Annotated in this window: 22 protein-coding genes; 9 read left to right on the top strand and 13 right to left on the bottom strand. The window is 69.6% G+C overall.

Features of this window, described 5'->3' with window-relative positions; translation table 11 throughout:
• Nucleotides 1–5 precede the first annotated feature (5 nt).
• On the bottom strand, nt 6–989 hold the full coding sequence (locus FOH10_RS17365) for a quinone oxidoreductase family protein (protein ID WP_143981524.1): 984 nt from the start codon (nt 987–989) through the stop codon (nt 6–8).
• An 86-nt stretch (nt 990–1075) separates the two neighbouring features.
• Between FOH10_RS17365 and FOH10_RS17360 the strand changes: the two genes are divergently transcribed.
• Nucleotides 1076–1651: a TetR/AcrR family transcriptional regulator gene (locus FOH10_RS17360; RefSeq protein WP_143981523.1), complete on the top strand. Its 576-nt coding sequence runs from the start codon at nt 1076–1078 to the stop codon at nt 1649–1651.
• Nucleotides 1652–1929: 278 nt separating this feature from the next.
• On the opposite strand, the gene FOH10_RS17355 is transcribed toward FOH10_RS17360, so the two are convergent.
• From FOH10_RS17355 to FOH10_RS17340, 4 genes are all read right to left on the bottom strand, one after another.
• Nucleotides 1930–2562, bottom strand: coding sequence for an NUDIX hydrolase (locus FOH10_RS17355; protein ID WP_143981522.1), 633 nt, complete (start codon nt 2560–2562; stop codon nt 1930–1932).
• A 9-nt stretch (nt 2563–2571) separates the two neighbouring features.
• Nucleotides 2572–3825, bottom strand: a complete 1254-nt coding sequence (locus FOH10_RS17350; RefSeq protein WP_143981521.1) for an adenylosuccinate synthetase — start codon at nt 3823–3825, stop codon at nt 2572–2574.
• A gap of 12 nt (nt 3826–3837) precedes the next feature.
• A complete protein-coding gene (locus FOH10_RS17345) occupies nt 3838–4809 on the bottom strand; it encodes a hypothetical protein (protein WP_244961253.1) in 972 nt (323 codons plus the stop codon).
• A 154-nt stretch (nt 4810–4963) separates the two neighbouring features.
• The gene (locus tag FOH10_RS17340) at nt 4964–5416 is read right to left on the bottom strand and encodes an SgcJ/EcaC family oxidoreductase (protein ID WP_029924397.1); all 453 of its coding nucleotides are present in this window, start codon (nt 5414–5416) and stop codon (nt 4964–4966) included.
• Between the two features lie 132 nt (nt 5417–5548).
• Between FOH10_RS17340 and FOH10_RS17335 the strand changes: the two genes are divergently transcribed.
• Entirely contained in the window at nt 5549–6097 is a 549-nt protein-coding gene (locus FOH10_RS17335; RefSeq protein ID WP_425326158.1) for a DUF4334 domain-containing protein, read from the top strand.
• A 52-nt stretch (nt 6098–6149) separates the two neighbouring features.
• Complete coding sequence (locus FOH10_RS17330; RefSeq protein WP_143981519.1) at nt 6150–7379, top strand: FAD-dependent oxidoreductase; 1230 nt, start codon at nt 6150–6152, stop codon at nt 7377–7379.
• A 21-nt stretch (nt 7380–7400) separates the two neighbouring features.
• On the opposite strand, the gene FOH10_RS17325 is transcribed toward FOH10_RS17330, so the two are convergent.
• The 8 genes from FOH10_RS17325 to FOH10_RS17290 all read right to left on the bottom strand — a co-directional run bounded on the left by FOH10_RS17325 (nt 7401) and on the right by FOH10_RS17290 (nt 14507).
• A complete protein-coding gene (locus tag FOH10_RS17325) occupies nt 7401–8285 on the bottom strand; it encodes an aldo/keto reductase (protein ID WP_143981518.1) in 885 nt (294 codons plus the stop codon).
• 60 nt (nt 8286–8345) lie between these two features.
• Nucleotides 8346–9170, bottom strand: coding sequence for a carboxymuconolactone decarboxylase family protein (locus FOH10_RS17320; RefSeq protein ID WP_029924401.1), 825 nt, complete (start codon nt 9168–9170; stop codon nt 8346–8348).
• 47 nt (nt 9171–9217) lie between these two features.
• Entirely contained in the window at nt 9218–9847 is a 630-nt protein-coding gene (locus FOH10_RS17315; protein ID WP_143981517.1) for an alpha-ketoglutarate-dependent dioxygenase AlkB, read from the bottom strand.
• A 54-nt stretch (nt 9848–9901) separates the two neighbouring features.
• A complete protein-coding gene (locus FOH10_RS17310; protein WP_186000516.1) occupies nt 9902–10513 on the bottom strand; it encodes a hypothetical protein in 612 nt (203 codons plus the stop codon).
• A 161-nt stretch (nt 10514–10674) separates the two neighbouring features.
• On the bottom strand, nt 10675–11661 hold the full coding sequence (locus tag FOH10_RS17305; RefSeq protein WP_143981516.1) for a VOC family protein: 987 nt from the start codon (nt 11659–11661) through the stop codon (nt 10675–10677).
• A 29-nt stretch (nt 11662–11690) separates the two neighbouring features.
• A complete protein-coding gene (locus FOH10_RS17300; RefSeq protein ID WP_143981515.1) occupies nt 11691–12404 on the bottom strand; it encodes a TetR/AcrR family transcriptional regulator in 714 nt (237 codons plus the stop codon).
• 102 nt (nt 12405–12506) lie between these two features.
• On the bottom strand, nt 12507–13385 hold the full coding sequence (locus FOH10_RS17295; protein ID WP_244961252.1) for an alpha/beta fold hydrolase: 879 nt from the start codon (nt 13383–13385) through the stop codon (nt 12507–12509).
• Nucleotides 13386–13409: 24 nt separating this feature from the next.
• Nucleotides 13410–14507 carry a mechanosensitive ion channel family protein gene (locus FOH10_RS17290; RefSeq protein ID WP_143981514.1) on the bottom strand — a complete coding sequence of 366 codons (1098 nt, stop codon included), beginning with the start codon at nt 14505–14507 and terminating at the stop codon, nt 13410–13412.
• A gap of 414 nt (nt 14508–14921) precedes the next feature.
• On the opposite strand from FOH10_RS17290, the gene pyrR reads away from it, so the two are divergent.
• Genes pyrR through carB form a run of 6 tightly spaced genes read left to right on the top strand, consistent with a single transcriptional unit; the run spans nt 14922 to nt 22824 of the window.
• Nucleotides 14922–15557, top strand: coding sequence for a bifunctional pyr operon transcriptional regulator/uracil phosphoribosyltransferase PyrR (pyrR, locus tag FOH10_RS17285; RefSeq protein WP_143981513.1), 636 nt, complete (start codon nt 14922–14924; stop codon nt 15555–15557).
• Complete coding sequence (locus FOH10_RS17280; RefSeq protein WP_143981512.1) at nt 15554–16519, top strand: aspartate carbamoyltransferase catalytic subunit; 966 nt, start codon at nt 15554–15556, stop codon at nt 16517–16519. The genes pyrR and FOH10_RS17280 overlap by 4 nt, the downstream gene beginning before the upstream one ends.
• On the top strand, nt 16516–17850 hold the full coding sequence (locus FOH10_RS17275; RefSeq protein WP_143981511.1) for a dihydroorotase: 1335 nt from the start codon (nt 16516–16518) through the stop codon (nt 17848–17850). The genes FOH10_RS17280 and FOH10_RS17275 overlap by 4 nt, the downstream gene beginning before the upstream one ends.
• Nucleotides 17850–18350 (top strand): PH-like domain-containing protein, encoded by a 501-nt coding sequence (locus FOH10_RS17270; protein ID WP_143981510.1) that lies wholly within the window; start codon nt 17850–17852, stop codon nt 18348–18350. Before FOH10_RS17275 ends, FOH10_RS17270 begins: the two co-directional genes overlap by 1 nt.
• Entirely contained in the window at nt 18347–19483 is a 1137-nt protein-coding gene (gene carA, locus FOH10_RS17265) for a glutamine-hydrolyzing carbamoyl-phosphate synthase small subunit (protein WP_143981509.1), read from the top strand. The genes FOH10_RS17270 and carA overlap by 4 nt, the downstream gene beginning before the upstream one ends.
• Nucleotides 19483–22824, top strand: a complete 3342-nt coding sequence (gene carB, locus FOH10_RS17260; RefSeq protein ID WP_143981508.1) for a carbamoyl-phosphate synthase large subunit — start codon at nt 19483–19485, stop codon at nt 22822–22824. Before carA ends, carB begins: the two co-directional genes overlap by 1 nt.
• Nucleotides 22825–22828 lie beyond the last annotated feature (4 nt).

Here is a 22828-nt window from a genome sequence, read left to right as displayed (position 1 = left end):
CGCCGCTATTCTTCGCGGGCGTCGGGTCTGAGCACGATCGTGCCCAGTGGACGGCGTTCGGCGATGAGCCGGTGTGCGTCCGCGGCGCGGTCGAGTGGCAGGACCCGATCGGTCAGTGCCGACAACGACCCCGAGGCTGCTCGGTGGAGGACGGCCGGGCGGGCCGCACCGACCCGGGCCAGCCACTCGGGTCCGGCGCAGCCGATGAGGGTGAGGCCGCGCGAGAGCAGGTCGGCGGCGTGCACCTGCGCCGGCGCGCCGGAGAGCCAACCGTAACTGAGCATGCGCCCGCGCAGCGGGGTCATGAGATCCAGCAGGGCGGTCGCGGATTCGCCGCCGATCGCGTCGAATACGACATCCACCGTGGTCTCGCCCACCACCTCGCGCAGGTGGCGCGTCCACTCGGGATCGCTGTGGTCGACGACCTCGTCCGCGCCGAGTTCCCGGGCGCGCGCCAGCTTGACGGGACCGCCGGCGGTGGCGATGACGCGGGCCGCACCGAACTCCTTCGCGAGCTGGGTGAGGTAGCCGCCGACGCCGGTCGCGGCGGCCTCGATCAGCACGGTTTCGGTCCCGGTCAAGCGCGCCGTCTCGAGGAGCGGAAGGGCGACCGAACCGCTCATGCCCACCGCGGCGGCGTCGGTGGCGGACAGGTTCTCGGGTAGCTCGACGATGGAATCGGCTGGGGCGCATACCAGTTCGGCGTATGTGCCGAAGCCTTCGCAGGCCGCCAGCACTCGCCGTCCGACCAGTGCGGTGTCGAGGTCCGCACCGGCTTCGACGACCACTCCCGCGGCCTGCGTACCGAAGATCAACGGTGGTGCGGCGGGCATCGGGAAGACGCCGGCGCGCAGCAGGGTCTCGGGGAACAGCACCGGAATCGCCTCGGTGCGAATCAGTACCTCGCTTCGGCGGGGGCGGGGTGCGGGCAGCTCCCGCGCCACCAGGACCTCGGGCCCACCCGTCGCGGTCATTACGATTGCCTGCATTGCGAACTCCATAACTTGACTATCGGTCCAGATTGCTGCCGCAACGATATGGACCGGCGGTCAACTTGTCAATGAAAGCAGAGGCCATGGCGGTTGAACAGCGCAAAGAGCGGGCGGACGCGGCACGGAACCGCCGCGCCATCCTGGACGCCACCCGGGCGCTGCTGGCCGAGCACGGGGCCGAGGCGGTCACCATGGACCGGGTCGCGGCCGCGGCCGGAGTGGGGAAGGGGACCATCTTCCACCGCTTCGGCAGCCGCGCCGGCCTGCTCTATGAACTGCTCGCCGAACCCGCCGAGACACTCATGGCCGCCATCGCCGACGGCCCGCCGCCGCTGGGCCCCGGCGCGCCCGCCGGGGAGCGACTGCTCGCGTTCTTCGACGCCATGACCGTCGTGATGGCCGAGAACGTCGAACTGACCGCGGCGTCCGCGCATATGCCGCCGCATCCGCGCGTGGCGGAGTTCCATGGCACCTGGGACCGGCACATCACCGCACTGCTGCGCGAGGTGCGCCCCGACATCGACGCGGACTCCGTGGCCCGCCTGTTGTTCAGCGCCGTGGGCAGCGATGTGGCCCGCGCGATGGTTCGCAACGGCGAGACCGACCGGCTGCGGGCGGCCGTACGCGATATGGTGACCGCCGTACTGCGTCAACCGTGACTGTTGTGTCCCGTACCGTGCCTGCCGTGGGTGCTGCGTCGTGATCTGCGACAACCGTGTTCGCGCTCGCTGAATTCGCCACCGAACGCGCCCTGGCACGGATGCGGTGTGCGCTGGCTACCGTTCGCGCCTGGCCTTCAGCGCGGTGGGCAGTGAGGTGGCCCCGCACCATGGCCCGGGGCGGCGCGACCGATCGCCTGCGCGCTGCCATCCGCGACCTGGTCGAATCGATGCTGCGACAGCCGTAGTCGCGCGGGTCGCGGTGCGGGTGTCCCGACTCAGGCGGATCGGTCGAAGGCCCAGACGGCGGCCGGGCGGCCGGTCGTCTTGACCCGCACCCGTTCCCCGGTGCGGGTCAGGCCGGGCAGTGCCGCCAGGGTGCGGTTCAGGTTGCCGGGGTCCGGACGGGTGCCGTCGAGGGCGGTGGTGAGTTCGACGGCGCGGGTGGCGGGGAACTGCTCTCCCACCAGGGCTCTGGTGAAGACGAGGTCCTTCCAGAGCATGGCGGCGAGGAGGGTGCGGGCGGTGTCGACGATGCCGTTGTGGTCGAAGGCCAGCGGTGGCACCCGGTCGAACGGTACCCACTCGGTATCCGGGTCGCCCCGGTCGGTGACCACCGCCCACATGGCGATGGACAGGGTCGGTCCGCGCGGGTCGCGGTTGGGTTCGTCGAAGGTGACGAGTTGGCCGACCGCGGCGATGGCGTCCTCGGGGACACCGAGTTTGGTGTGGACGGCCCGGCGGGCGGCGGTGGCCAGCCGTTCACCGCGATGCAGCAGCACCCCGGGCAGGGCGAGCGCACCGGCGAACGGATCCCATTGCCGGGCCGCGATGCCGAGCGTGACGGTGCTGTCGTCACGCCCGTAGCGCAGCGCGACGACGTCGAGTGATACGGCCGATTGCTGCTCCACGGCGATCCATCATGCCGCAGTCCGCGTGCGGAGCGTACGAGCGGTGCGGTCGGGCCCGTCGGCGGTGAGCACCACGGGCACGCCGAGTCGATGCTCGAGGTGGTCGGGGATCGAGCCGGGCGGCTCCACCAGCACCGGCACGGCGGCGGTGAGCGTGTCGGTGAGCCGCCGCTGATAGCCGAGATCCCGCCAGGGGCCGCACTCGATGCGGTCGACGACGCCGTCGACGGTGAGATAGCCGGTGGCCGTGCGGATATCGCCCACGGCGTCGAGATGGTTCACGGCGAGTCCGTCGACCCCGCCGCAGGCGTCCACGGCATAGCGCAGCAGGATCGGATCGAGATGCCCGCGCCGGAACGCGCCCTGATACCGCCCGAATCCGTTGTGTGGTTCGGGAAATGTCAGCGCCGGATCCTCGGTGGGGAACGGTCCCGCGCCGTGGCGCGTCTGATAGGCGCGGGTCACGCCGAGTACGTAGCCGGGCACGCCGAGGCGGGCGAGCATGGCGCGGGCATTCCGCGGCTCCACCGTTGACCAGGTGGTGTACGGGTGCAGGCCGCGCCATTCGTCGAGCAGCACACCCTGCGCGCCCTCGAAGACCAGACGGCCCGCGGCCGCGAATCCGGCGAGTCGATCACCGGGCACGATGGCGACAGTGCGGGCGAACTCGGTGTAGACCGCCATCAGCGCGTCCACCGGTTCGTGGTGGTGCGTCCCACCCGCGAGCAGCGGCCGGTAGTGCTCCTCCAGTGCGATGAGTTTGCGGCGCAACACATCCGGGCGCAGGCAGTCGACCACACGCGGCGCGTCGTGGGTGAGCGCGTAATGTGCCGTCTCCCCGATGCCGATACCGCAGGAACCGTGCCGGGAGGCACCCCTCGCATCCTCCCGGCAGCGGTTGACGGCCCCGTGCACGGGCGTGGTCAGCAGTGCCCGCCCGTCCACCGACAGCAGCGACAGCGGGTCGGCGACGCCGAGTGCCGCGAGTGCGCGGGCCTCGGTGGCGAGGGCGATCGGCTCCACCAGCATGTGCCGCGACAGCAGGGTCGGGACGCCGGAGAACGTCCCGGATCCGAACTGCCGGAAGGTGTGCCGCCGTCCGCCCGCGACCACGGTGTGCGCGGCCTGCGCGCCACCGTTGAAACGCACCACGGCCGCCACGTCCAAGCCCGTCTCGGGTGCGCACAGCCAGTCCACGGTGGCGCCCTTCCCGGCATCGCCGAAGCCGAGATCGACCACGATGAGGTGCTTGTCACCGAACACCGCTGTCTCCCTTCAGCTTCCGAGCGTTTCGTCGCTCGGCGAGGGTCCGGCGCCGCGGCCGCGCGGGAGGGCGGCCGTCGGCGCGAGCGCCGCGTGGACGGCGGCGGCCTCGGTGTCGGAGCCGATATCGCGCAGATCCGCCAGGCCCGCGTCCAGATCCACGCGGTCCTCGCCGATGCCGATGGTGAGTGCGATGAGTTCGCACACGGCCGCCGGATCGTCGAGGCGCAGGAACCGTTCGCCCAGCAGGTCCCGCCAATGCTCGGCGATCTGCGGATCACGGTAGTAGCAGGACTGATTCGGCAGGATGTAGTGCACGTGCCAGCGCTCGGCGAGCTCCCGATAGACCGATCGCACCGAGATGTCCTGGTGTACGGCGTCACCGATGACACCGCGAATATGGCGGGCCGCCAGCCGGGGCTTGTTCAGTTCGTCGCCGACGATGAAGAGATACCCCTGCTCGCCGCGCTTGTCCCACGCGTCGGTCGCGGTGTGCTTGGCCATGAAATACGCGGCCAATTCATAGCTTTCGGACTTCTGCCCGCCACCGCCGCCCTCCAGCAGGATGAGGCGCAACTGCTCGTCCATCCGATTGTCGGATTCGAACTGCCCGACCTGTAGCGGCACCCGATCGCAATCGGCGTCGCCGATGGCCCCGAACAGGATCTGCGGATCCTCCGCGTACCCCTTGCGCCGCAACAGGCCGTGCAATCTGCCGAGCTTCTCCTGCATGATGCGCGGCACCACCCGCATCGATCCGGTGACATCGAAGAGCACCGCGATGGGCAGTGACCGCGCGTGATCCGCGGAATCGCGCGACTCCCGCACCGTGACGCCGAAGGGGTCCAATTCCGGATGCGCGGTCCACCGCTCCCACGGTTGGGTGCGCATGGCGGCGGTGTAGCCGAAATCGTCGAGTCCGCGCGCGGCGCGGAAGGTGCGGGCGGCGGCGTACGCGCTGTCGTCCCAGTGGCCGTAACCCATGGTGATCACTGTCCTTTCGAGTGAGGCACGTGTTTTAGGCTATATGACTAAAACCGTGCGCACCAGAGGTGGCGCCCCGTTTTTGTCAGATCGACAAAATTAAGCCCCCGGCCGGGGGTGTACGAGGACCGGCCGGGGGCTCACCGGAGCCGAACTACTCGGCCCGGGGGACCAGGGTGTTCTGCCGCGCCACCGCCCACCAGCGGCCGCTCTCCTTGACCAGCACATACACGGCGACCATGGCGTGATCGGCATCGATCAGCGTTCCGGAGGCATCCGTCGCGCGCGCCCCCTTGTGCGCGATCGCGACATCCGGGCGGGGGAAGGCGATATCGAGCACGTCGTAGCGCACGTACTGGTCCCGCAGGAATCCGGCCAGCCCCGCCCGGCTCGCCTCCAGTACCGCGTCCCGCCCGTGTTGCAGGATGCCGACAGCATTGCCCACCACGGCATTCTGCGCGAGATCGGCCACCATCAACTCGGCGTCATTGGTGTTGTACGCGGTCTCGACCCGCTTGATGATCGCGGTGATGGCCGCGCGATCCGCCGTGTGATCCACGCTGGTGTCGGCTATGACCGGTGCCGCCTGACTCGTTGTGTCGCTCATGGCTCGAGTCAACGTCCTCAACCGCACTCGAGGTCAATCCCGCCCGCCGAGGCGATGATCACAACGAGATATTGTGAGGCGAATTCTTTCATTCATTCGGTGTGGAGGCTGATGGTGACGGGGCGATTGGGCATCGATGGAGCGGAGCGGCTGCGAGAACTGCGGGGCGGGTGTACGCCGGAGCAGGCGTGGCAACTGTTCGACACCTTGCCCACCGTGCGGGTGGAGGAGATCACCGACGGGCTGTGGCGCGGGGACGAGCTGGATACCGGGCATCCGTGGCGGGGCGTACTGGTCGAATCCGGCTGGTACGGCAAGCGGTTCGACAGCGCGGACGCGGTGCAGCCGCTGGTGTTCAGCACCCCTGACGGGCAGTTGTTCCCGGTGGATCCGCGGCGGGTTCCGCTGTTCCTGGCGGGCAAGGTGCCCGCCGCGACGCTGCGGCCGGTGCGCCGGTCGCTCGGTGTGCTGCGTCCGCTGCTGCGCGCCGGCACGCCGCGCGCTCGACTGCGTGACCTGGAATTCCGTGGCAGGTCCAGCGCCGCCATGATCTACGATCACCTGCCGATCATCGATATCTTCCGGCGCGTCGACGACCACACGCTGCTCGGCGTCATGGATATGCGCGGACTGGCACAGCCGTACTTCTTCGTGCTCTTCCGGGACTCGGCCGACCGCTAGCACCACTACCATCGGCGGAGACGGTGCGATTTCCGACTCGGGAGGTGCGGCGATGGAACGCACGACCTGTCTCGTCGCCGGAGGTGGTCCGGCGGGAATGGTGTTGGGGCTGTTGCTGGCTCGCGGCGGCGTCGAGGTCACGGTACTGGAGAAGCACGGTGACTTCCTGCGCGACTTCCGCGGCGACACCGTGCATCCCACCACCCTGGAACTGCTCGACGAACTCGGGCTCATGGACGAATTCGCGAAACTGCCGCAGCGGCGGCTGCGTTCGGTGCAGCTGCCGATCGGCGGCACGATGCGGACCGTCGCCACGTTCGACCGCATTCCGGGGCGATACACGTACATCGCCATGGTTCCGCAGTGGGATCTGCTGGATCTGCTGGCACGCGCCGGGGATGCCGAACCCACCTTCCGGCTGCGGATGAACACCGAGGCCACGGATCTGCTGCGGGCGGACGGCCGGGTGGCGGGTGTTCGCTACCGCACGAAAGATGGTGCGGAGGGCGAGATTCGGGCCGATCTCACGGTCGCCTGCGACGGCCGTGACTCGACGCTGCGGCGGGCGGCCGGTCTCGGGTCGCGCCGCTGGGCCACTCCGTTCGACGTGTGGTGGTTCCGGTTGCCGCGCAACGACACGGATCCGGCGGGTGCGGTCCCGGTGCTCGCCGCCGACCGGGTGGCCGTCCTGCTCGATCGCGGCGACTACTGGCAGGCGGCGACCTTGATCGGCAAGGGCGCCGATGCGGCCCTGCGCGCGGGACCGGTCGGCGAGATCATGGACAGCATGGTCGAGGTGGTGCCCTGGCTGGCCGACCGCCGCGACGCCCTCACCGGCTGGGACGAGGTGAAGCTGCTCGACGTGCAGCTGGACCGCCTGGACCGGTGGTACACCGACGGCCTGCTCTGCATCGGCGACGCCGCGCACGCCATGTCCCCGGTCGGCGGTGTCGGGATCAATCTCGCCGTCCAGGACGCGGTGGCGGCGGCGCGCATCCTCGCGCCGTCCTTGCGCGCGGGCGGCGTGACGACCGCGGACCTGCGCCGGGTGCAGCGCAGACGCATCCTGCCGACCGCGGTCACCCAGGCCATGCAGCGCTTCGCCCACGCCAAGGTCATCGGACCGGCTGTGCGTGGCCGGGTGAACCTGTCGAATGCCGAACGACCGCCGCTGGCCCTGCGCGTCTTCCGCCGCATTCCGATCGTCCGCAGTATCCCGCCGTTCCTGGTGGGCCGGGGCGTACTACCCGAACACGCCCCGGGGTTCGCGAGGCGGCCCTGAAAGTCCGCGCTGCCCAGCGGCTTACGCCGCGACCACGGGCGGCGCGACCGCCGAGAGTCGCTCGAACTGCTCGTCGTTCAGCGTCACCCGCGCCGCCGCGAGGTTCTCCTCGAGATGTGCCAGTGAGGTGGTACCCGGAATCGGCAGGACGGTGGGGGAGCGGCGCAGCAGCCAGGCCAGCGCCGTCTGCGCCGGAGTCGCCCCGATCTCCGTGGCCACGGCCGCCACCGGACCATCCGGTGCGGCATGCGCGCCCATGGCCACCGGGAAGAACGGAATGAACGCGATCCCCTGTGCGGCAGCGTAATCCACCACATCCTCATGGTGCCGGTCGCCGAGGTTGTACAGATTCTGCACACTCGCGATCGGGGTGATGGCCGCCGCCTCGCGCAGCTGCGCCACACTCGCCTCCGACAGCCCGATATGGCGAACCTTGCCCTCGTCGACCAGTTGCTTCAGCGCGCCGATCTGCTCGGCGAGCGGGAAGCCCGGGTCGATGCGGTGCAGCTGGAGCAGGTCGATACGGTCGAGTCCCAAACGGCGCAAACTCAATTCGGCCTGCTGGCGCAGATAGGCCGGATGCCCCAGCGGCACCCACTCCAGCGGCCCGGGCCGCACCACGCCGACCTTGGTCGCGACCACCACATCCTCGCGATAGGGCCGCAGCGCCGCCGCGACCAGCTCCTCGGTCTCGCCGAGGGCGTACGAGTCCGCGGTATCGATGAGATTCGCGCCCAACTCCACCGCCCGTCGCAGCACGGTGAACGCCGCCTCGCGATCCACGGGACCCCGCCAGATATGCCCCATGCCGGGATCCACACCCGGCTCCGGCGGCGCCGCCAGCCGCATGGTCCCGAATCCGATCCGGTTGACCCGGAGATCGCCACCCAGTGCGAACGTGGACATTCTCATCACTCCCAGTGCGTCGTACGGTTACGCCGGGGTGGAACCCTGCCCGGCGGCGGCTCATTCCCGCCCGGCCCCGCCCCTCTCATCGCGTTCGGCGAACACCGCACGCGCGGCGGTGATCCCGTTGAGCGCCGCGGGGAATCCGGCGTACACCGCCATCTGCATGATCACTTCGACGGCTTCGGCGCGGGTGCCGCCGACATTGAGCAGCCCGTGCAGATGCACCTTCAGCTGCGGTGCGGCGGTTCCCAGTGCGGTGCACATCGCCACCGTGGCCAGTTCGCGTGACCGCAGATCCAGCCCGGGGCGGGAGTAGATGTCGCCGAAGCCGAATTCGATGATGTAGCGACCCAGATCCGGTGCGATATCGGCCAGTGCCGCGATGACCTGTTCGCCGGCGTGACCGTCGACGGCGGACAGGGTGGTGCGCCCGCGGTCGAAGCGATCGGCGGCGGCGGGCACGGTCGTCGGCGTGAAGTCGATGTCGGGCCGGGCCCGGAACGCTTCCCGCGCCACCGTGAGCGCGTTGAGCGCCGCCGGGAATCCCGCGTACAGCGAGACGTGGATGAGCACCTCGACGATCTCGCCGGGCGCGCAGCCCACGTTCAGCGCGCCGTCGATGTGGAATCGCAACTGCGGCATCGCGTTTCCGAGCGCGGCCAGCGCCGCCACGGTCGCCAGCTGTCGTTGCGGCAGCGTCGGACCGGGACGGGCGTTGATATCGCCGTAGGCGAACTCGACGGTGAGGCGGGCCAGATCGGGCGCGATATCGGCGAGGCTGTCGAGGGCCTCCGGATGCTCGGTGCCGGAGACGGCGCGCAGCACCGCCGCACCTCGCTCGAAGCGATCGGCGGCGGCGAGGGTGGATGGGACGCTGTTCATGCGACGAACCTAGGAGCTGGAGCGCGCTCCAACGCAAGATCGCCTGCTCAGCGCACCCCGCGCGGACGGAACTGGATGCTGATGCGGGGGCCGACCGGGCGGCGGGTCTTCGGCACGGCATGCTCCCAGGTGCGCTGGCAGGAGCCGCCCATGACGATCAAATCGCCGTGTCCGAGCGAATAGCGCAGGCTCGCGCCACCGCCGCGCGGACGCAACAGCAGGGGGCGTGCCGCGCCGACCGACACGATGGCGACCATGGTGTCGTGGGCGGCCCCGCGGCCGATGGTGTCGCCGTGCCAGGCGACGCTGTCGTCACCATGCCGGTAGTAGCACAGGCCCGCGGTGCGGAACGGCTCCCCGAGCTCCCGCCGGTAGTGCGCGGTCAAGGCGTCGCGGGCCCGGTCCAGTATCGGATCCGGTAGGGCGCGGCCTTCCGCGTAGAAGCATTGCAGCCGGGGCACGTCCACCACGCGCTCGTACATGGGTCGCCGGTCCGCGCGCCACGGCACCTCGGCGGCCAGCCGCTCGAACAGCGTGTCCGCACCGGTGAGCCAGCCGGGCAGCACATCGACCCAGGCCCCCTCGGTCAGCACGGTGCGCCGCAGGCCGGACAGCGAACCCAGGGCCGGCTCGCCGTCGAAGCCGTCGAGCAGCGAGCCCTGCAATGGAGTGGACATGTCATCGAATCTACGTTCGATCGAACGTATGTTCAAGCGGGTGTGTCGGGCGCGTCAGGACGCGATGCCGACGGGTGCCGTGGCGACGATCGGCCGGCTCGACCGCACCGGCAGCCACCAGCGGTCGTCCTCGATGGTGTCGCCCGCCCCTGACGAGTCCGCAGGTTCCAGCAGATCGGCGCGCCGCAGGCCGGGGAGTACGCGGTAGGCGATCGAGCCCGGCACGCAGACGAGCGCGAGAACGCCCCACAGCGTGCGGGCGTACGATTCGGCCGCCGCCGGATCGTCCCACTCGTACAGTCCGCGATACCGCCCCCGCTGGTCGTGCGCGAGCCACAGCTTGGTGATCAGCCCCGGGAATCCGGCGAAGAGCAGGGTGTTGAGCAGGCTCTCCCGGCGGAACAGCGCATGGCCCGCACCGTGCACCGCGCGCAGCTGGAACTCGACGGCCAGCACACATGGATCCTGTGCGGCGGCGCGGTCGATCACGGTCTCCCGGAAGACGTGCGCCGCGGTCCCGTCCGCGAAGTCGATGCGCGCCCCGCGATTGACCGCCGGAAGGTGGATGCGACGGCGTGCCAGCAGTTCGAGGGTCCGGATCAGACAGCGGGCCATGGCCCGGACCGTCCGCCCGACGGAGAGCCGCGCCTGCACGGAAGAATGCATTGATTCCACTCGATTCCACTGGAACCCGTTGGCGGTGCGCGACGACCTCGCACCGCCATTGCCGTGTTCCAGTGTGTGCCACGGAAAGTCGCCGCCACAGCGGCGTCGGTCATCGATGTGGAGACCTCGGACCCTTGCGCTCGCCGCGCGGCCGCGGTCGATCAGACGGTCGCGGTGGCTGCGCGGATCAGCACGGCCGCACCGCACGCGGCCGCGGCCGGGATGAAGAGCTCACCGGTGGCGGCGGTGCGCAGCGGGACGTCCCGGTCGCGCAGCAGCCGTTCCGCGGCGGCCAGGTCGGTCACCTCGATGGTGTAGGCGGACAGCGCCGGGGTCCTCGGCCGTTCACCCGGCAGTCGCGCCGCGACCGCGTGCGGTGTGGTGAGGGTGAGTCGATGCGTGCCGAGCGAGAAACCGTAGGAGGAGCTTTCGTGGTGCGCGGCGACACCGAGATAGCGTTCGTAACGTGCGGCGGTGGCGTCGAGCTCCTCGTCGTCGACGCAGAGGACGCATTCGACGAGGCCGACCGCGCCATTGGGATGGTCGAGCCCGGTCTGGGCGTCGAGGACGGCGGCCGGGACGTCCTCGGCGACGCCTACCCGGCCCTCGGGCAGGATGGCCGCTTTCGTTGCGGGGTCGTGGATCTCTAGGTAGGAGATCGGCTGGGGGCTGGTGCCCTCCGCGGTGGTGATCGGCCGCTGCGCCACGACGACGCCTCCGTGTGCCACCCCTTCGGCCGCGATTCTGGCGGCGGTCTTCTCGGCGTCGGCGGTGGCGAAGATCAGAATGTGGGCTCCCTCGAAACGCTCCAGCCGTTCGGTGAGGCCCGCGACGGTATGCCGGATCGCCGTTCTGGTCGCGTCCAGCCGATCCGCCGGGATGCGCAAGGGCACGAGTGTGGCGTCGGCGGGAATGCGAGCCCCGTCCGCGGTCGTGACCGCGAGCAGTTCGAGGAAGCCGCGGGGGAAGTCGGCGTGGGTATTGCCCGCTCCGACGGGCTCCGGCGCCGCGCCGGGGGTCGGCGGCAAGGCCGGATAGGTCGGTGCGGCGATATGGAAGCCGAAGCGGCGGAACGTGTCGAGCGCGTCGCTCAGATCGTGCAGGACGAGGCCGACGTGGTGCAGTCCGGTGATCTCGCTGGTGGTCATGGGGCGGAACTCTCTCTCGGGCAGGTGATTCAGTCGGCGGCGGCGCCGTAGGCGGTGCGGCGGAACTCGTTTCGAAGGCGTTCGAAGGCGTCGACGACCCGCGGTGCGGCGGCGGCGTAGCGTTCGGGTGCGGGCGGGCGGGCGGGTTCGAAGGATCGGCGGATGACGTCGGCGAGCTGATCCGCCCGATGGTCGAGGGTGAAGCGCGCGTCGCCGGACAGCAGTGGCGTGGCGGCGAAGAACCCGTAGGCGACGGCTTGCGCGCTGAAGTCGACGTCGACCGGATGCAGGCCGGGGCGCAGCAGCCGATGCTCCCGCAGTGCGGCCAGATGGTCGTGTGCGGCACGAAGTTTGGCCTCGGCCAGCCGGGTGCGGGCCGGGTGGTCGGCGAGTGCGCCGAGCCGGGTGTGGTCGGTGACGAACAGGCTGTGCAGGATGGGTCGCCGCATGGCCTCGAGAAAGTGGCGACGCAGGTAGCGGTGCAGGGCCACCTCGACCGGTTCCGCGCGCATCGCGGCGATGACGGTGGCGAGCATGGCGACCGCTTCGCGGGCGCCGACGGCGAGCATCAACTCCTCACGGCTGGCCCAGTGCAGGTAGACCGTCCCCTTGCCGACGCCGGCCCGCCTCGCGACCTCCTCGATGCGGAGGTCGCGCGCAGCGGTCGTCAACATCAGTTCGGTGGCGGCGTCCAGGATCGCGTCGGCGCGCTCATGGAGGTCCGCTCGCTGCGTTCGGGCCACGATCACCTCCGGACATCGGCCGAACTCGTGACCAGAATGCTATCCCAGTCACGAGTTCTGTGTCGGGCGAATCGTGAGATGCCGATGCGCCGGGCTCGCGACTCAGTCGACGTCGACGTGTGCGCGGACGAAATCGACTACCGCGTCGGTGAATTCGTCGTTGGCGTCGGAGGCCGCGGTGTGGGCGGCGGTGCCGATCTCGGTGTAGTCGGCGTGCGGGACCAGTGCGCGGAAGGCGGCCACCCCCTCCTCGCTCACCACGTCGGAGAGCGCGCCGCGCACCAGCAGCACCGGGATCGTCAGGTCGCGGGCGGCGGATTCCAGTATCTCGCTGTGCAATTCGATATCCTCACCCGCACCGCGGCGGGACATCATGGCCGGATCCCAGTGCCAGTACCAGCGCCCGTCCGCGCGCTGGCGCAGATTGCGCAGCAGCCCTTCGGGATTGCGCGGTCGGCGGCGATGGGGGAGATACTCGGCCACCGCGTCGGCGGCCTCCTCCAGAGTCGCGAAACCTTCGCGGTGACCGCCCAGGAAATTGAGTACGCGCTCCACGCCCGCGCGTTCGGGGCGCGGCACCACGTCGACGAGCACCAGTCCGGTGATGCGCTCCCGTTCCGGGTGCGCGGTGGCGAGCAGTCCGGTGAGCCCGCCCATGCTCGCGCCCACCACGAACGCGGGCTTGCCGAGTTGCGCCAGCACCGCCATCAGGTCGCCGACCATGGCGTCGCGTCGATAGTCGCCGTCGGCCGCCCAGTCGCTGTCGCCGTGCCCGCGGGCGTCGAGCAGTACCGCGTGCAGTCCGGCCTTGGCCAGCGCGAGTCCGGAGTCCTTCCAGGAATGCCGTGTCTGGCCGCCGCCGTGCAGGAAGACGACGAGGGGCGCGTCGGTCGGGCCCCAGCTGTCACCGGCGATATCGATGCCGCCGTAGCCGCGGAAGGTCATGCGGGTCGGTTCGGTGTGGTCAGCTTCGTTGCTCACCCCACGAGCATCGCACACTCCGGTTTACGGTGTACGAAGAGCGGTCTCGAGCGGTGAGGGATCGACGAGCGGTACCGTGTGCGGCTCGGTGATCGGGGCGGTGTGGAGTACGCGAATGGGGTAGGGGATGACGATGCCCTCCATCCGGAAGCGTCGGTGCAGCGCTTTGATGAACTCACTGACGAGCAGGTATTGGTCCTCGTACTGTCGGGTGCGCAGCACCACCCGGAATCCGATACCCGAGTCGCCGAAGGTGTGGAATCGCACCCGCGGTTCGGCGTCGGGCACGCCCACATCGAGTTCGCACATCACCTGCCGCGCCACCTCCAGTGTCACCCGCTCGACCTGGTCCAGATCGCTGTCGTAGCTGGTGCTGACCTCGACGGCGATCGCCATGTCCTGGGCGGGGTGGTTGAAGTTGGTGAGGATGGCGTCGGCGAACTTGCGGTTCGGTACGATGACGACATTGCCCGGAATCTCGCGAATGCTGGTCGTGCGCCAGTTGACGTCGGTGATCCACCCGACCTCACCGGTGTCGAGGCGGACGAAATCGCCCGGCTGCACCGTTCGTGAGGCGAGGATGTGCACACCCGCGAACAGGTTGGCGAGCGTGCCCTCCAGGGCGAGAGCGATGGCCAGCGCGCCGACGCCGAGCGCGCCCAGCAGTGGTGTCACGCGAATGCCCACGCTGTCCAGGGTGATCAGTGCGCCGACGGCATAGATCAGGACGCGCGTGATGGTGGCGAACAGGCTCACCGATCCGGAGATGCCGCTGATCCGTCGAATCACCGAGGTGACCACGTCGGCGGCGAGCCGTGCGATCGCGAAGGTGATCGCGACCATCAGGGCGCCCTTCAGGACCTGGTGGATGATCTCCATCGGGAAGGGGATGCCGCCCGGCAGGTCGAGTGCGACGGCGAGGGCCACCAGCGCGCACACCGGCACGGCCAGGTCGTGTGCCAGTCCGAGTACGAGTCGACGCGCGGTCTGACTGCCCGGCGTGGTGGAGGCGACGAGGGTCTTGGCGGCGATGCGATCGACGACCCGGCGCAGTGCGATACCGATCAGCGGTCCGGCGATGATGAGGGTCAGACCCAAGATCCAGGCCACGGGTTTGCTCATACGAGATTCCTTCCAGCATCCGGTGATGACGGCGGACCTCTGCAAAGACCAAACGGTCTGATCATAGTCCGGTGTGGCCTCCGTGGATCCGTATCCGCCGCGGAGTCGGATCACGATCGCCGCGCCTCAGGGATATCGCGATGGAAATATGCGCATTGGGGCATGTATTGTGGGCGATTCGAACCGTGCCGGCACGTGAACCTGACCACAGCCGCCGAAGCGCCCGTAACTGGGCACTTGCTGTCCAGACCGGCGCTTTTCCGATTCGCGCTGGTCGTAGCCGTGTCGCGGCACCTGGCGACCCGAGGTTGCCGAGGGGGTGCGGCGGATTCGGCGGCGCGCGGCGCTGTTAGGCTCTTGCTCCGAAAGACATCCTTTAACGGACCGTCCAGTGAGGCGGGGAAGGAGGTCGGCATGGCCGTGCCCGAAAACCGGGCCGCCAAGTCGAGCGCTGCCGAGCATTCCCAGCGGCACGATCCCGAGCGGATTCAGACCGGGCGTGAACTGCTGTCGGATTCGGATGTCGGCCGCACCATCGCGCGCATGGCGCATCAGATCATCGAGAAGACCGCGCTCGATTCCGCCGACCCCGCCGCCGCGCGCGTCGTGTTGATCGGAATTCCCACGCGCGGAACGACTCTCGCCAACCGGCTGGCACTCAAGATCGAGGAGTTCGCCGGCGTGCGCCCCGCGCTCGGCTCCCTCGACATCACCCTCTACCGCGACGATCTGCGCAGTCGTCCGCACCGTCCGCTGGAACGCACCTCGGTGCCCGAGGGCGGTATCGAGGACGCGCTGGTCGTGCTGGTCGACGATGTGCTGTTCTCGGGCCGGACCGTGCGCTCGGCCCTGGACGGGCTGCGCGACCTGGGCCGTCCGCGGGCCGTGCAGCTCGCGGTGCTCATCGATCGCGGCCATCGGGAACTGCCCATTCGCGCCGACTACGTCGGCAAGAACGTGCCCACCGCGCGCACCGAGGACATCTCGGTGCTGCTGCGCGAACACGACGGCCGCGACGGTGTGTACCTGGCCCAGGAGGGTGACAAGTGAGGCATCTGCTGTCGGTCACCGACCTGGACCGCGAGACCGCCACCGGTTTGCTGGACGAGGCCGAGCGGTTCGAGCAGGCGCTGCTGGGCCGCGAGGTCAAGAAGCTGCCGACGCTGCGCGGGCGCACGGTCATGACGGTGTTCTTCGAGAACTCCACCCGCACCCGGGTCTCCTTCGAGGTGGCGGGCAAGTGGATGAGCGCCGACGTGATCAATGTGAGCGCGTCGAGTTCCTCGGTCTCCAAGGGCGAGTCGCTGCGCGATACCGCGCTGACCCTGCACGCGGCGGGCGCGGACGCGCTCATCGTCCGGCATCCCGCCTCGGGCGCGGCGCATCAGATCGCCCGCTGGTTCACCGAGATGCAGGACGCCGCGAGCGGTTACAGCGGTCCCGGCCCGGCGATCATCAATGCCGGTGACGGTATGCACGAACACCCCACCCAGGCCCTGCTGGACGCCCTGACACTGCGGCAGCGGCTCGGTGACCTGGCGGGTAAGCGGGTCGTCATCGTGGGCGACATCCTGCACAGCCGGGTGGCGCGCTCGAACGCCTTCCTGCTCGACACGCTCGGCGCGGAGGTGGTGCTGGTCGCGCCGCGCACCCTGCTGCCGGTGGGCGTGGAGGCGTGGCCGGTGCGGATCTCGCACTCGCTCGACGCCGAACTCCCGGGCGCGGACGCGGTCATGATGCTGCGGGTGCAGGCCGAGCGGATGAACGGCGGCTTCTTCCCGTCGGCCCGCGAGTATTCGATCGCCTACGGGCTCAACCAGCGGCGGCTGGACATGCTCGACGAGCACGCGGTGGTGCTGCACCCCGGGCCGATGCTGCGCGGTATGGAGATCGCCGCGTCGGTCGCGGATTCCCCGAAAGCCGCTGTGCTGCAACAGGTCAACAACGGAGTGCATATGCGGATGGCGGTGCTGTTCCGCCTGCTGGTCGGAACGGACGAGGTGGTGGCATGAACGGCGGCAACGTGCTGATCAAGAGCGTTCGGCTGTACGGCGAGGGCGAACCGGTGGACGTGTTGCTCGCCGACGGTGAGATCCGGCAGATCGGCACCGATCTGGGGATCACCGACGCCGAGATCGTCGACGGCGCCGGGCAGTACCTGCTGCCGGGCTTCGTGGACCTGCACACGCATCTGCGCGAGCCGGGCCGCGAGGACACCGAGACCATCGAAACCGGTTCCGCCGCCGCGGCATTGGGCGGCTACACCGCGGTGTTCGCCATGGCGAACACCAATCCGGTGGCCGACACCCAGGTCATCACCGACCATGTGTGGCGGCGCGGTCAGGAGGTCGGCCTGGTGGACGTGCATCCGGTGGGTGCGGTCACGGTCGGCCTGAAGGGTGAGCAGCTCGCCGAGATGGGCACCATGGCCGCCGGTGAGGCCAAGGTGCGCATGTTCTCCGACGACGGCCACTGCGTGTACGACCCGCTGATCATGCGCCGCGCCCTGGAGTACGCGAACTCCCTGGGCGTGCTCATCGCCCAGCACGCGGAGGAGCCGCGGCTCACCGAGGGCGCGGTGGCGCACGAGGGCCCGAACGCGGCCCGGCTGGGCCTGGCCGGCTGGCCGCGCGCCGCCGAGGAGTCCATCGTGGCCCGCGACGCGCTGCTGGCCCGCGATGCCGGTGCGCGCGTGCACATCTGCCACGCCTCCACCGCCGGAACCGTGGAACTGCTGAAATGGGCCAAGGCGCAGGGGATCTCGATCACGGCCGAGGTGACCCCGCACCACCTACTGCTGGACGACTCGCGGCTGGAGACCTACGACGCGGTGAACCGGGTGAACCCGCCGCTGCGCGAGGTCTCCGATGTGGAGGCGCTGCGCCGGGCGCTGGCCGACGGCGTCATCGACTGCGTCGCCACCGATCACGCCCCGCACGCCGAACAGGACAAGTGCTGCGAGTTCGCGGCCGCCCGCCCCGGCATGCTCGGCCTGGAGACGGCGCTGTCCATCATCGTGGCGACCATGGTGCGCACCGGTCTGCTGGACTGGCGCGGCGTGGCCGCGGTGATGAGCGAGAACCCGGCCCGCATCGCGGGCCTGGCCGATCAGGGTCGGCCGCTCGAGGTGGGTGAACCGGCCAATCTGGTGCTGGTCGATCCGGAGACGTCGTGGACGGTGCGGGCGAAGGATCTCGCCAGCATCTCCGACAACACGCCGTTCGAGGCGATGACGCTGCCGGGACTGGTGACCGCCACCTTCCTGCGCGGCCGCAATACCGCGCGCGACGCGGCCCGGATCGCCGGGGGAGCCCGGCGGGCGGGGAACCGAGGAGGACCGTAATGGAGCGAACGCTGTGGGTGGTCGGATGCCTGGCGGTGTTCCTGCTCGGCCTGTGGCTGATGTACCGGGCGTGGACGGGCCGGGCCCGACGCCAGGCCGGTGCGATCGGCAACCTCCCGACGGTGCCCGCCGATTGCGGCGCGCAACTGCTGGAGCCGACCACGGGCCTGTACCTGGGCAGCACCCTGGCCCCCAGCTGGATTCAGCGGATCACGGTGGGTGATCTGGGTTTCCGCGCCACCGCGGAGATGACCCGCTTCGAGCGCGGCATCCTGCTGGAGCGCGACGGCAACGCGCCGATCTGGATTCCGGCGGAGTCCATCACCGCGGTGCGCGCCGAGCGGGGCCATGCGGGCAAGGTGATGACCGAAGATGGTGTGCTGGTCATTCGCTGGACGCTGCCGACCGGAACCGAGGTGGATACCGGATTCCGGGGTGACGACAAGACGGTGTACCCGGCGTGGACGACGGCGGGTGCGATGAACGGAGACGAGGCATGAGCGGCGTAAGGGTTGGGTTCGGGGCAGACACTGCCGTAATGGTGCTGGAGGACGGCCGGGTGTTCCGGGGCTCGACCTTCGGTGCCGTGGGACAGACGTTGGGTGAGGCGGTGTTCTGCACCGCCATGACGGGGTACCAGGAGACGCTCACCGACCCCAGCTACGACCGCCAGATCGTGGTGGCCACCGCGCCCCAGATCGGCAATACCGGCTGGAACGACGAGGACGACGAGTCCGCGAAGATCTGGGTGGCGGGCTACGCGGTGCGCGACCCCGCGCGCCGCGCCTCCAACTGGCGCGCCAACCGCACCCTGGCCGACGAGCTGGAGAACCAGAACATCGTCGGCATCGCGGGGATCGACACCCGCGCCCTGGTGCGCCACCTGCGCACCCGCGGCTCCATGAAGGCGGGCATCTTCTCCGGCGACGCCCTCGCCGACTACGAGGAGCTGGTGGATCGCGTCACCGGCCAGCCGTCCATGCTGGGCGCGGACCTGGCGGGCGAGGTGTCCACCGACGAGATGTACACCATCGAGCCGGTCGGCGAGCACCGCTTCACGGTGGTCGCGGTGGATCTGGGCATCAAGTCCAACACGCCGCGCATGTTCGCCCAGCGCGGGATGCGGGTGCACGTGGTGCCGTCGAACGTCACCCTGGACCAGATCAAGGAGCTGAACCCGAACGGGGTGTTCCTGTCCAACGGTCCGGGCGACCCGGCCACCCAGGACGACGCCGTCGCGCTCACCCAGGGGGTGCTGGGCGAGGGCATGCCGCTGTTCGGCATCTGCTTCGGCAACCAGATCCTGGGCCGGGCGCTGGGCCGCACGACCTACAAGATGAAGTTCGGCCACCGCGGCATCAACATCCCGGTCGTCGAACACCACTCGGGCCGGATCTCGATCACCGCGCAGAACCACGGCTTCGCCCTGGAGGGTGAGCGCGGCGAGGTCTTCGACACCCCGTTCGGCAAGGCCGAGATCGACCACGTGTGCGCCAACGACGGCACCGTCGAGGGCCTGCGCCTCGTGGACGGCAAGGCGTTCTCCGTCCAGTACCACCCGGAAGCGGCCGCCGGTCCCCATGACGCCGCCTACCTGTTCGACCGCTTCGCAACGCTGATGGAAGGAGCCTGATGCCTCGCCGCACCGATCTCAACCACATCCTGGTGATCGGCTCGGGCCCGATCGTCATCGGCCAGGCTTGCGAGTTCGACTACTCCGGCACCCAGGCGTGCCGGGTGCTGCGGTCCGAGGGGCTGCGGGTGTCGCTGGTGAACTCCAACCCGGCGACCATCATGACCGACCCGGAGTTCGCCGACTCGACCTACGTGGAACCGATCACCCCGGAGTTCGTGGAGAAGGTCATCGCCAAGGAGCGCCCCGACGCGATTCTGGCGACCCTGGGCGGTCAGACCGCGCTGAACACCGCGGTCGCCCTGCACGAGAACGGCGTGCTGGAGAAGTACAACGTCGAGCTCATCGGCGCGGACTTCGAGGCCATCCAGCGTGGTGAGGACCGGCAGAAGTTCAAGGACATCGTCGCCAAGGTGGGCGGCGAATCGGCCCGCTCCAAGGTCTGCTACACCATGGCCGAGGTGCGCGAAACCGTTGCGGAACTGGGTTTCCCGGTGGTCGTGCGCCCGTCGTTCACCATGGGCGGCCTGGGTTCGGGCATGGCCTACGACGACGAGGATCTGGACCGCATCGCCGGCGGCGGCCTGGCCGCCTCACCGACCGCGAACGTGCTCATCGAGGAATCCATCCTGGGCTGGAAGGAATTCGAGCTCGAGCTGATGCGCGACGGCAAGGACAATGTCGTCATCGTCTGCTCCATCGAGAACGTGGACCCGATGGGCGTGCACACCGGTGACTCGATGACCGTCGCCCCGGCCATGACCCTGACCGACCGCGAGTACCAGAAGATGCGCGATCTCGGCATCGCGATTCTGCGCGAGGTCGGCGTGGACACCGGCGGCTGCAATATCCAGTTCGCGGTGAATCCGCGCGACGGCCGCCTCATCGTCATCGAGATGAACCCGCGCGTCTCGCGCTCGTCGGCGCTGGCCTCCAAGGCGACGGGATTCCCGATCGCCAAGATCGCCGCCAAGCTGGCCATCGGCTACACCCTGGACGAGATCGTCAACGACATCACCAAGGAGACCCCGGCCTGTTTCGAGCCCACGCTCGACTACGTGGTCGTCAAGGCGCCGCGCTTCGCCTTCGAGAAGTTCCCGGGCGCCGACCCCACCCTGACCACCACCATGAAGTCGGTCGGTGAGGCGATGTCGCTGGGCCGCAACTTCTCCGAGGCGCTGGGCAAGGTGCTGCGTTCGCTGGAGACCAAGGCCACCGGCTTCTGGACTCAGCCGGACGGCGAGTGGACCGATGTGCAGGCGATTCTCGACGATCTGAAGGTGCCCACCGAGGGCCGCATCTACCAGGTGGAGCGGGCGCTGCGGCTGGGCGCGAGCGTCGAGGACGTGGCGGCCGCCTCGGGTGTCGACCCGTGGTTCGTGGCCGAGGTCGCCGGGCTGGTGGAGCTGCGCCAGGAGATCATCGACGCGCCGGTGCTGGACGAGCCGCTGCTGCGCCGCGCCAAGCACTACGGTCTGTCCGACCGCCAGATCGCTTCGCTGCGACCGGAACTCGCCGGTGAGGACGGGGTGCGCGAGCTGCGGCACCGGCTCGGCATCCGCCCGGTGTTCAAGACCGTCGACACCTGCGCGGCGGAGTTCGAGGCCAAGACGCCGTACCACTACTCGGCCTACGAACTCGATCCGGCCGCCGAGTCGGAGGTCGCGCCGCAGCGTGAGCGCGACAAGGTGATCATCCTGGGTTCGGGTCCCAACCGCATCGGCCAGGGCATCGAATTCGACTACAGCTGCGTGCATGCCGCGCAGACGCTGTCGGAGGCCGGGTTCGAGACCGTCATGGTCAACTGCAACCCGGAGACGGTGTCCACCGACTACGACACCGCCGACCGGCTGTACTTCGAGCCGCTCACCTTCGAGGACGTGCTCGAGGTGTACCACGCGGAAACCGAGTCGGGCACGGTCGCGGGCGTCATCTGCCAGCTGGGCGGTCAGACGCCGCTGGGCCTGGCGCAGCGGCTGACCGATGCCGGGGTGCCGGTGGTCGGCACCTCCGCCGCCGCCATCGACCTGGCCGAGGACCGCGCCGAATTCGGTGACGTGCTGGTCGCGGCCGGGCTCCCGGCCCCGAAGTACGGCACCGCCACCACCTTCGAGCAGGCCAAGAAGATCGCCGCCGAGATCGGCTACCCGGTGCTGGTGCGGCCGTCCTACGTGCTGGGCGGTCGCGGTATGGAGATCGTCTACGACGAGCAGACGCTCGAGGGCTACATCTCCCGCGCCACCGATATCAGCCCGGATCGCCCGGTGCTCATCGACCGGTTCCTGGAGGACGCCATCGAGATCGACGTCGACGCCCTGTGCGACGGCGACGAGGTGTACCTGGGCGGCGTCATGGAGCACATCGAGGAGGCCGGTATCCACTCCGGCGACTCCGCGTGCGCCCTGCCGCCGATCACCCTGGGGCGCAGCGATATCGAGGCCGTGCGCCGCTCCACCGCCGCGTTGGCCAAGGGCATCGGCGTCAAGGGTCTGCTGAACGTGCAGTACGCGCTCAAGGACGATGTGCTCTACGTGCTCGAGGCCAATCCGCGCGCCAGCCGCACGGTGCCGTTCGTGTCCAAGGCCACCGCGGTGTCGCTGGCCAAGGCCGCGGCGCGGATCGCGCTCGGGGCCAGCATCGCCGACCTGCGCAAGGAGGGCATCCTGCCGCCCGAGGGCGACGGCGGCCACGCGCCGTTCGACGCCCCGGTGGCGGTCAAGGAGGCGGTGCTGCCGTTCCACCGCTTCCGCCGCCCGGACGGCAGCGGTATCGACTCGCTGCTCTCGCCGGAGATGAAGTCCACCGGTGAGGTGATGGGCATCGACGCCGATTTCGGCACCGCCTTCGCCAAATCGCAGGCGGCGGCCTACGGTTCGCTGCCGACCGAGGGCACCGCGTTCGTCTCCATCGCCAACCGTGACAAGCGGGCCATGGTGTTCCCGGTGAAGCGCCTGCACGACCTGGGATTCCGCATCCTGGCCACCGACGGCACCGCGGAGATGCTGCGCCGCAACGGCATTCCGTGCGAGCGGGTGCGCAAGCACTCGGACCCGGAGCCCGCTCAGGGGCGTTCGGGTACGGCGGACGCCGCGACGCTCGCGCCCAGCATCGTGGACATGATCAAGGACGGGGACGTCGACATCGTCTTCAACACCCCGTACGGCAACAACGGTCCGCGCGTGGACGGCTACGAGATCCGCACCGCCGCGGTGGGCGCGAACATCCCGTGCATCACCACGGTGCAGGGTGCGGCGGCCGCGGTGCAGGGCATCGAGGCCACCATCAACGGCGGTATCGGCGTGCGGTCCCTGCAGGAACTCCACACCACCCTGCGGGGCTGACCCG

The organism is Nocardia otitidiscaviarum (assembly GCF_007362295.1).
In the GTDB taxonomy this organism is placed as follows: domain Bacteria; phylum Actinomycetota; class Actinomycetes; order Mycobacteriales; family Mycobacteriaceae; genus Nocardia; species Nocardia otitidiscaviarum.
The sequence above is the reverse complement of the archived record's forward strand: the minus strand, read 5'-3'. Positions and strand labels throughout refer to the sequence as shown.